The following is an 11,173-nucleotide window of genomic DNA, read 5'->3' as shown; positions in this document are numbered from 1 at the left end:
TAAAAAATGGAGATGATACCTTTGAATAGCCTATTAAAAAAATTAGCATTGAAAAATTATTATAAAATATTTGAAATAGTAGAATCTAAGTCTGTTCAATATGCCAATATGAGTGATAATCAACTGCAAGATCAAACATTTAAACTCAAAAAACGTCTGGCAAAGGGAGAAACACTAGATGATATTCTACCAGATGCATTCGCTATAGTTCGTGAAGCTGATAAACGTGTTCTTGGATTATATCCTTTCCGTGAACAAGTTATTGGAGGAATTGTACTACACAGTGGTAATGTAGCTGAAATGAAAACTGGAGAAGGGAAAACGTTGACTGCTACGATGCCACTGTATTTGAACGCTTTAATGGGACATGGTGTCATGTTAATTACGGTTAATGACTATTTAGCAGCAAGAGATGCAAACGAAATTGGTCCAGTATTTGAATGGCTAGGTTTAACAGTTGGTATTGGAGTAGCGCAAGAGAATCAGCAAAATGATGATTTAGATAAGAAAAAAATATACAGTTCAGATATTATTTACACAACTAATTCGGCTTTAGGTTTTGATTATTTATTTGAAAACTTAGCAGATAATGCAAATGATAAAAATATTCGAGGATTCAATTACGCTGTAATTGATGAGATTGATTCAGTATTACTTGATATGGCACAGACACCACTCATTATTTCTGGGGCGCCCCGCGTACAATCTAATCTTTATCAAGTAGCTGATTATTTTATTAAAACGCTTGAACCACTTGAGGATTATGAATTAGATGAAGAGCAAAAACACGTTTGGCTAAAATCAACTGGTATAAAAAAAGGTGAAAAATTTTTCGGTATTGATTCTATGATGTCCAAAGAGAACGTAGAAACTTACCGATATATTATGCTAGCGTTAAAAGCTCATTTTCTGTATTACAAAAATCGTGATTATGTTGTCGAAAACGGCGAAATAGTATTATTAGATGCTAGTAATGGTCGGAAATTACTTGGCACCAAATTACAATCAGGAATTCATCAATCTATTGAAGCTAAGGAGAATCTAGAAATAACACTAGAGACGAGGGCAATGGCATCAATTACTTATCAAAATCTATTTCGAATGTTTCATAAATTATCAGGAATGACAGGAACAGGTAAGACGGACGAAAAAGAATTGCGAGACATGTACAATGTTTCAGTGATTGTGGTACCAACACATAAACCAATCAAACGTTTTGATAGAGAAGATTATATTTATTTTGATTTGGAAAGTAAATTAACAGCATCAGTTAAAGAAATTATTAAATATCATAAAATAGGTAGGCCAATCTTACTGGGTAGTAGTTCAGTTACGATGTCTGAACTGTATTCAAGAATATTGTTACGAGAGGGAATACCTCATAATGTATTAAATGCAAGGAATGCTGCACTAGAATCACAGATTATTAAAGAGGCAGGCCAAAAAGGCGCAGTTACTGTGGCAACCGCAATGGCTGGACGAGGAACTGATATAAAAATTAGCGACGAAGTGAATAAGTTAGGAGGTTTAATTGTTATTGGTACTGAACGTATGGAAAGTAAGAGGATTGATAATCAATTACGAGGGCGCTCAGGGCGACAAGGGAATAATGGGCGCAGTGAGTTTTTTGTTTCCTTAGATGATGAAATTTTACTGAAAAATGGTGCTCAGTGGTTAAAAAAATATGTAGATAAACATAGGAAATATCGTTTACAACAACTTAAACAGAGAAAATTTAAAAAAGTTATTGACAATGCACAAAAAAGTGCTGAAAGTCAGAATAAAACAGCTCGATTACAAACATTGGAATTTGACGAAGTATCGCGTATCCAACGTGAAAAAGTTTATGAAGTAAGAAATTATTTAATTAGCCAAGAAGATGACTATGAAAGTATTTTAGAATCAATGGCTAATACCTGGTTTGATAAAATTTCTTCGCAAGAAGAATTGTCTAAAAATAAACTCAATAATTTTATACTAAATAACTTAGATTACCAATTTAATAAACATAATCAGGATTTTGAACGAATTGATTTCAATAAAAAAAATAGCATTAAACATTTTCTACTAAAAATATTCCAAATAGTACTGGAAAATAAAAAGAAAAAAATCAGTAGTACGTTCCAATTTAAGTATTTTCAACGTTTAATTTTACTTAAAGCTATTGATACACAATGGGTCGAAGAAGTTGATAATCTGCAACAACTCAAAACCATCGTTATGAATCGTAACTTAGCTCAGCATAACCCAGTTTATGAATACCAAATTGAGGCTAAGAAATCATATACTCTAATGATTGAAAAGATTAATGAACAAGCAGTATCGGGTTTTATGTTAAGTGAATTATCGATGCAACGAGACGGTAGTATTGAAGTTGATTTTGCATAAGTAAAGTGTAGAAAGGATATATTTAGTGACAGTTTATAATTTTAATTTAGCATTAGGTTGGGCTAGCAGTGGTGTAGAGTATGCACAAGCGTATCGTGAAAGTATTTTTAGAAAGTTAAAAATACAAACAAAATTTGTATTTGCTGAACTTATTTTAAATGGCAATATATTTGATATGGCTGATCGAATAGGGATGAATGTTAATAATATATTACCAATTCATTTTTACTTTACAGACTTGAAACCCTCAATATCAAGTTATACGTTGAATAAATTTGAGAAGGACTATAATGTAGCTTACTTTAATAAGCGAATTACACCTGAAGTAGTTCTCTACGAGGATAGCGGTGTAACGGTAAGAGTAGTTTTAGATGACAAACATGAGAATGTTAATTATGCAGATTATATAATTAATGGTTATCTAATACGTAAAGATCACTTTACTTATACAAGAACATTTTCAGAATATTACACACCAGTTGATAACCAGGCAAAGGTTCATAGGAGAGTTTTTTATAATGAAAATGGCACCATAGCTTATGAGCAATTAATTGATCAAGAAAATGTACTTTATAATATGAGAGAAAAAATTCTATATTCAGAGTACGAATTAGTATCTTATTTCCTAGAAAAAATTCATCCTACCAAGCAAGATGTTTTGATTATTGATAGAGAAAAATATATTGCATCAGCAGTCTTAAAAAATAAAAATAATGCAAAAGTTGGTGTTGTAATTCATGCTGAACATTATAGTAGTAATCAAACAGATGAAGAACATGTCGTATGGAATAATTTTTATGAGTATCAGTTTATGCATGCTGATGCAATAGATTTTTTTGTGACAGCAACTTGTAGGCAAAAAGAGAAACTGGAAAATCAATTTAAAAAATATAAGGGTATCACACCAAAAATTGAGGCTATTCCTGTAGGAAATTTAGATAAATTACGTGGAAAAAGGCATAAACGAAATAAAAATCGTTTAATAACTGCTTCACGTTTAGCGACTGAAAAGCACATTGATTGGATTGTCCTAGCCATTATTAGCTTACATGAATCTATTCCCTCTGTTGTATTAGATATCTATGGCATGGGTAATCAAAGAGAAAAAATACAACAAATAGTTGATGAATATAATGCCGATAGTTACATCAATCTAAAAGGGCATCAAGATTTGACAGAAATATATAAATCGTATTTTGGATACGTAACAGCATCACAGAGCGAAGGGTTTGGGTTAACACTTATGGAAGCAGTCGGATCCGGGTTGCCAATGGTTGGTTACGACGTACCATACGGGAATCAAGAATTTATTGATAATGATGTTAATGGTTATTTAGTAGAATATGATCATAAGATAGATCAAAACATTAAAAGACTAGGTGTAGGCATTGAAAAACTTCTTCATACCAACAATTATGAAATTTTAAAACAAGCATCTTATCAAAAAGCAGAACGTTTTCTGGAAAAAAATACAAAAATTTTGTGGCAGAAGTTAATTGAAGAGGTTACTAATGATTAATTTATTTGAAAATGCAGATCAAAGAGCAAACGATTTTATTTTTTCCTTAAATCAAGCTGAGGTAGCATTTAAAACTGTCGTGATAAACGATAATGGTTGGCTAGATAAGGATATGGTTTCACCTTTTAGTTTTTATTCAATGTCTTACGATAATGTACACAAAAAACCATTATATTTTGATGAAGTACCAGTCCCTAATTTTTGGGGAATCCGTGGTAATGATCAACTAGCAGAAATCTATGATAATGATACGATACGAGCTAAAATATTTTATCATAATCATCGTGTGGTTGAGAGAGTAGAATGGTGTGATAAATTGGGGAAAGTCCAATTTGTTGATCATTATAATTGTTATGGCAATATCTTCGCAAGAACTTTTTTTCATCAAAACAACTCAGTACAAAAAGCATATTATTCTACTACGGGGCAAGAAATAATTAGTCATAATTTGATTACCGACCAAATTATATTAAATTTACCAGAACAGACTCACTTTTTTCCAAGTGAAACAGAATTTGTTTTGTTTTTTATCAAGCAGTACTTTCAAAAAAATGAATATAATCAAATAGTCTACAATTCACTCTCTATTCCTCTGTTTATCGTTAATCGATTAGGAAAAGATTCGAAAGCTATTTTAATATGGGATGAGCCACTAGATAGAGAAATACCTGGTAATATGATTTCGATATTAAATAATCTTGAATCTAATACTAAACATATATTTTTTCAACGGCAAAAAGACATGAGAAAAATACACAATAATCATTCTTATCCTCGAAATAATATAGTTTCTTATTTGGGCAAATTAAATCATTTTGTCCTAAAAAAAAGCGAGAAAAGTATTAAAAACACAGCATTGATTGTTACTAATTCTGATGATATTTGGAACATATCTTCGCTAGTTAACCAATTGCCACATATAAAATTTAAGATTATGGCACGAACTGAAATGTCAGCCAGATTATTACAATTGGATATGCATGATAATGTCGAACTCTATCCAGCATCTACGGTGGAAGATATTGTCGAGGCAATCAATAAAACAGATTATTTATTAGATATCAATAATGGACCAGAAGTTTTAGACACGGTTCGAAAAGCATTCTTATCTCACAAGTTGATCTTATCAATGAATGACTTTGTTCATAATAAAAACTATATTGCCAGGGAAAATATTTTTGCTAATGATCAGTTTGACTTATTGAAAGATAAGTTACAAACAACATCTGAAAATAAGTTTCAATACGATGAAGAACTGACTAAACAAGAAACTATTTTTGGACCTGAGGGGCAAATTGATTTGTATCAAAAAGTCTTTTCGGAGTTTAGTTAATTGTTCTGGTATAGAAGGGTGGACATAGCAGTATGACTACGTGGATGACAGATATTATTCAAGCAACAGATTCAGGAGCTACATTTAAAGCAAGAAACGATATTTCAAAATTTTCTGAACAATTAGGATTGAGACGTTTACCAATTTTTAGATATGATGCTACGCTGGAAAGCTTAGATTCGCTTCATGCCAGAATTGATGGTATTACAGCAGGGGTAAAAGCAGGTGATACTGTTTACTACCAATTTCCAACATATAACGGTGTTCAATTTGAAAAAACATTTGTGCAGCATATGCATATTCGTCAGGTGAATTTGGTTGCAGTACTACATGATGTGGAATTTTTACGTTTTCCTTCTACTACTTATTTTGATGAGATTACTTATTTGAATAATTTTGACGTTGTTATTGTGCATAACTATCGTATGGAGACTGTGTTAAAAGAGTATGGTTTGAAAAGTAATGCTGTAAATTTAAATATATTTGATTATAGTGTGAATGTCCAAATACCAGATAGAAAAAAAATTGAGAAAAAAATAATTGTTGCAGGTTCATTAAATAAATCCGATTACTTAAAAAATTGGTCTTATAAAATACCAATAATAGCTTACGGTAAACAACCAAACTATTCTATAAGTAGCCAAGTGGATTATCGGGGCGTCTTATCACCCAATCAAATTGTACAAAAATTGCCTTCGGGGTTTGGTTTAGTTTGGGATGTGAATACTAATCAATATGAAAATAGTGAAGAATATGCTAAATATAATAACCCACATAAAGTGAGTCTCTATATTGCCAGCGGCTTGCCAGTAATTGTAAAAAGAGGGACAGCTATTGCTACTATGGTACAAACTTATAATTTGGGTATAATTATTGATTCTTTAGATGAACTAGAAGAAAAGATTCATCAACTGACAGAACGCCAACTAGATGGCATAATGATACAAGTCAATCATTTTAAGATGTTATTAACTACTGGTTTTTTTACAAAGCATGCAATTATAGAAACAGAATTTCAAATTGCGATGGGCTATCCAGAGAGGAGCTTATTCTATGAATGATAATGACGTGAATGATAAGAAAAAAATAACCATACTAAATAATGATATTCAAGAGAGAGTAAGGTATGAAAAAAAACAAATTATTAGACCGGATCAAAAAAGCAGTATAGGTAAAGTGCAAGTTGTATTCACAATAGTTATGGGTATAGTAGTATTATTTGGCATTATATATTCATTATTAACGCAATTGAATTGATATAGGAGGGAAGTGTTTTGAAGGAAAAAATTTTTTTTGTAGGAATTACTTCTGTTTATCCTGATATTGAGATAATTGATAAGGAAGTGAGTACTAGTTTAGTAAGTATCGCCTTTGATAAAGAAAAATTAGAAGCAATTCGGCGTTCTCGTAATATTTCAGTAAATAGTATCACAAAAAAAATCGGTATTAGTCGCTCAAGATATTATCGATGGTTAGACAATGAGATTGATTTACCATACAATTTATTAATTGGCATACAGAAAATTTTAGTGTTAACCGATTTGGAAATGCATGAACTTTTTAGTCAGCCAACTGATGAAATTATTCAAAAAACTTCGTTGCTTGCTTTTTATTCGTTAAATTTGTGTCGAAATGTTTGTTATGAATTAAGAGATTCTCTACAAAAACACAGAAATACAACTATGAAAAACGATCCTTATTCACTTTTAATCAAATTTTCAGAGCTTTGTGCGTTATATACCGATGTCCAAGATATCTCTTTATATTCGGACAAGTTTACTGATGTTATGGACATAATATTTATTCGTGATGAGTGGACAATTGTTGATATTATTATGCTAATTACGATGGCATATATGGCGCCTAAAAGATTTTCAAAATTCTTACCAGAACTGTATGTTAGCATATGTCAACCATCAATTATAGTCTCTTTAAATCAGAAAATTTTCTTTTTGTACGATATATTATGCATAGCGGTAAGATTAAAAAATCGTGAATTAACTTGGAAAATATTAAAAAAAATGACAGTACTGGATTCTCAGGTAACTGACTGGAAGGCTAAGAATATTTGCTTACTTTGCCATACATTAATGAAACATTGGTCGGATAAAAAGCCATTGCACAATGAGTTTGATAATATTTTAGATATGACACTGAGCTTTGAAAGCGTGACGTATGAGCAAAAAATGTTTGAATTAATCAAAAGTTATGCTAATCTTTCCTAAAAATATCAATTTAAGTACAAAAATAGTAAAAAAGAAACCTTTGAAATGTAATTCATCAAAAAAATGTTCCGATACTGGTACATTTTTTTTTTTGAAATTAAATACGAGTACTATGAAGTTGTTGTATGTATGACTAAAAAAATTATTTGAGAGAGGAAACATATGAAACGAATTAATTTATCTAGATCTCAAGATTCAAAAACACGATTTAAAATGTATAAATCTGGAAAACAGTGGGTATTTTCTGGTTTGACATTATTGGGTGGTTTACTGGGAAGTCAATTGCTAGACAGTGGCTCAGCATCAGCAGATACAGTAAATGCCGATAATGCTGGCACAACTAAAGAAAATACTGCTGATACATTGGTTACAAAGACGACTGCAACAATTCCCGCCGATAAAGTTAGTACTGCGGACGCGCAATCTCTTTCAGATAGCCAGTCTTTATCACAGTCACTAAGTTTATCTAGTTCGACCAGTTTAAGTACATCAACACAAAGTAGTATCTCGTTGCAGGATAGCGTTTCATTACGCACTAGTACATCACTGCAAGATAGTACTAGTGCCTCATTATCTAGTAGTAGTTCTTCGACCGTAAAAGACTCATTATCTACTAAGACTTCTAATCAAGTGAATGGTGAAAGTACTTCTTCTAATATTATTTCAAGTAATAGTAGCACAGATATAACTGTAGAGAATAAAAATAATTCGACTTCTACATCTATGAATGTAGTGAGAGATAATGTTAGTAATAATGACTCAGTAGAAAAGAAGACAGAATTTTCGAGTGAATCGAATATTAATAATGATAACCTTAAAGGCAGTACAGTAGCTACTAATAATGCAACTTCAGAAACGACACTTGCAAATAATACTTCGCAAGCACCATCAACAGTTACAAGTAGTCAATTATCGGAACTGCAAGATAAATTGCCTGATAATAGTCAATTAACGCTAGACACTTCGGCCAATGAATTAAATGTATCTTTGCCTACTACAGCCCTATTCACTAAAACTGTAGCAAATGATGTGAAAAATTTTGCTGATCAAAATGGATTAGTTGCTAATATTTCAACACTTGATACCCAAAATTTAGCTGCTACAGAAAATACTTTGAACGTTCAGAGTAATCCTGATAGCGGAAGAGCTAATTTTAGTGAATCAGTCTCAACGAATGATACAACGAGTACATCACCAACTTCTGTTAACGTAGCAGCTCCAGATCAGGTGACGAATGACTCAACGTACCATCAGGCAGCAATCGCAAACGGTACTGTTAGAGATGTGTCTAATTATGCGCAATTGCAGACAGCATGGGCGAATAGTAGTGTTACCTATATTAACATCACTAATGATTTCAATATTACTACAGGTACTTTAGCTAATCGTGCAAATGGTGCAAGTGTAATCATCAATGGAAACAACCATGCAATTGATATTGGTGGACAAACGTTTACCTATGCTGCCGCTACCACACAAACAAACTTTACATTATCGAATATAACTGTTAAACAAGGATTTTTGTGGAACGATGGTAATGGATACTCACTAATATCTTCGTTAGCGGCTACCCAATTAACAGCAAATATTAATAATGTGACTTTGACTAAGAGTGATGTGAATGGGTATAATCCTATACACGTTATGTATGGCATAGGTTCAAAAATTAATTTTTCTGGTACAAATACCTTTAATTTATCTAACGAAGTAACTCGTAGTGTTGGGAGCATTAATTTTGCTAACAACGCCAGTGTTACATTAAATCGTACTTCAAATGATATTCATTTTTCTGAATTTTATTTTGAAACAACCGCACCTGTGGGTAGTGTTGGTTATGGTAATACTTTAACTATGGGGGATGGTTCATCGAATGCAGCTTACACTTACAATGGTGTTTCTGCTGGATTTCCAGCGGTCTATTTACTAATTAATGGTATTACTGCTGGAGATAATGTTAGTTGGACACAAACTGGTTTCCAGTACTTTATTAATGGAACACAGTTAGCTAACTCATCTGCTCAGTATACCTTTGGTCAAAACTTCACATTAAATGCACCTTCGACAACACAAGCCGGTGCAATTAGTCTGTTAGGTACACAAAAGGCTACTTTTAATGCAGGTACTGTCTTCAACATACATCAGCGTGCCATAGGTGGTATTTTCCAAGTTGGCGGAAGTTCATCAATTAAATTCATTTCACCAAAAAGTCTATACCTAAATACTGAAGACTCATCAGGAAATCCAAGTAATACGTGGAGTGGTATTTTTACTGGTACTGGTTCAATTACTATGAATAATTCCAGTATAAAGACTTGGTCAAATTCAAATACTAGCACAACAAAACCATCAGGTGATGCTAACGCAGCATTTGTTAGTTTAAACTATTCTAATGGAACAACTAAATTAACAGATGTATCAGGTAATTCTACTACGTCAACGGTTGTTAGTTCTACAACCCGCGAATTACAAACTACAGCAATTGATAACGGAAAAATTAATATTGAATATGTCGATAGAAATGGTAACGTTATTAGTACAGTACCGTTTGATGTTTCAGATAAAACTAAGTACAATATAGGTCAAACTATTAACCTTGTTACAAGCGACTGGGCTTCAACACATATGCCAACAAACTACAAATGGGCATTAACGAATCAAGTATATCCAGGAGCCGTTTCGGATGCTCAATCAGGTGGAGATCCAACAAGTAGTAATGATAATGGTGATAGTTATGGTCAAGCAACCTATGCTATTGTTCCGATTTCTGGTGATACATATACGTACAAAATATATGTATATGGTCTATCAGAAACAGTTCAATATCAATATGTTGATCAAAATGGAAATGTTCTTGACACAAGCAGTGTAACAACAGCAAATGACGAGTATGGCAACGGTTTACCTACAGCCAATTATGGCAATACCATTGATTGGACTAATGGTTATTACACTGTAACGAATGTTCCCGCTGGTTATACCTATGATACAAGTAAAACCCAACCAACTAGTACCCTTGTTTCAACCAATAATGATTTAATAACAATATTTGTTACTGCATCAGTCCAACAAGTGGACGTAACGGTTCAAAATACAGATAGCACGTCTATCAATGGATCTTCCTCCATTACAGTAACTGTAAATGGTTTTTCAAACCAAACTAAAACCTTAGGAGAGCTGTTATCTGATTCAGGAGTTTCGGAGAATGGCTACCATTTGGCTCCTGCGTTAGCTCAGCAAATATTCACATTCGACGCCACCAAGAATGGTGCAAGTACAACTGATTCAGATAAGCAAGCAGTAATCATTAGCCTGACACCTGATTATCAGCAAGCAGTAGTTATTTCTACCAGCCAACCAACTAATAATCCTGTTACTAATGAAGCATATGAACAAATCCCTACTAGTTCGTCCAGTGCATCGGCTACAAAATATAGCAGTGATGGTTACTCAAATGGAGAAATATCATTTGGTGTAAGTGATTCAGATTTGGTACGACAAGGATTTACGTATACTGTATTAGGAGCAGATGGCAATACTTATTCATCTTTGGCACTAGCTCTTGCTGCTTTCAAAAAATTTGATACTACTACAAATGGAAATGCTACAACTGATAAGGATCCACAATTGTATAGAGTCAATTACTCACCTGATCCCGTATCAGAATCCGTAAGTACCTCAGCGTCAATAAGTGTTTCAACCAGTGCAAGA

At 32.7% G+C, this 11,173-nt stretch carries 7 protein-coding genes; all 7 read left to right on the top strand.

Features of this window, described 5'->3' with window-relative positions; genetic code table 11:
* Positions 1 to 12: 12 nt before the first annotated feature.
* Entirely contained in the window at positions 13 to 2,388 is a 2,376-nt protein-coding gene (gene secA2, locus ESZ47_RS07995) for an accessory Sec system translocase SecA2 (protein WP_425280131.1), read from the top strand.
* 25 nt (positions 2,389 to 2,413) lie between these two features.
* Positions 2,414 to 3,907, top strand: a complete 1,494-nt coding sequence (gene gtfA / locus ESZ47_RS07990) for an accessory Sec system glycosyltransferase GtfA (RefSeq protein WP_161595284.1) — start codon at positions 2,414 to 2,416, stop codon at positions 3,905 to 3,907.
* Positions 3,900 to 5,240 carry an accessory Sec system glycosylation chaperone GtfB gene (gene gtfB, locus ESZ47_RS07985; RefSeq protein WP_148606395.1) on the top strand — a complete coding sequence of 447 codons (1,341 nt, stop codon included), beginning with the start codon at positions 3,900 to 3,902 and terminating at the stop codon, positions 5,238 to 5,240. Before gtfA ends, gtfB begins: the two co-directional genes overlap by 8 nt.
* 44 nt (positions 5,241 to 5,284) lie before the next feature.
* Entirely contained in the window at positions 5,285 to 6,301 is a 1,017-nt protein-coding gene (locus ESZ47_RS07980; RefSeq protein ID WP_161595283.1) for a glycosyltransferase, read from the top strand.
* Positions 6,294 to 6,497, top strand: a complete 204-nt coding sequence (locus tag ESZ47_RS07975) for a hypothetical protein (RefSeq protein ID WP_148606391.1) — start codon at positions 6,294 to 6,296, stop codon at positions 6,495 to 6,497. The genes ESZ47_RS07980 and ESZ47_RS07975 overlap by 8 nt, the downstream gene beginning before the upstream one ends.
* A 17-nt stretch (positions 6,498 to 6,514) precedes the next feature.
* Entirely contained in the window at positions 6,515 to 7,465 is a 951-nt protein-coding gene (locus tag ESZ47_RS07970) for a helix-turn-helix domain-containing protein (RefSeq protein ID WP_148606389.1), read from the top strand.
* Between the two features lie 162 nt (positions 7,466 to 7,627).
* A partial coding sequence (locus tag ESZ47_RS07965; RefSeq protein WP_167497056.1) for a KxYKxGKxW signal peptide domain-containing protein occupies positions 7,628 to 11,173 on the top strand: 3,546 nt, incomplete at its 3' end.

The organism is Leuconostoc litchii (genome assembly GCF_008107645.1).
Classification (GTDB): Bacteria; Bacillota; Bacilli; order Lactobacillales; family Lactobacillaceae; genus Leuconostoc; species Leuconostoc litchii.
The sequence above is the reverse complement of the archived record's forward strand: the minus strand, read 5'-3'. Positions and strand labels throughout refer to the sequence as shown.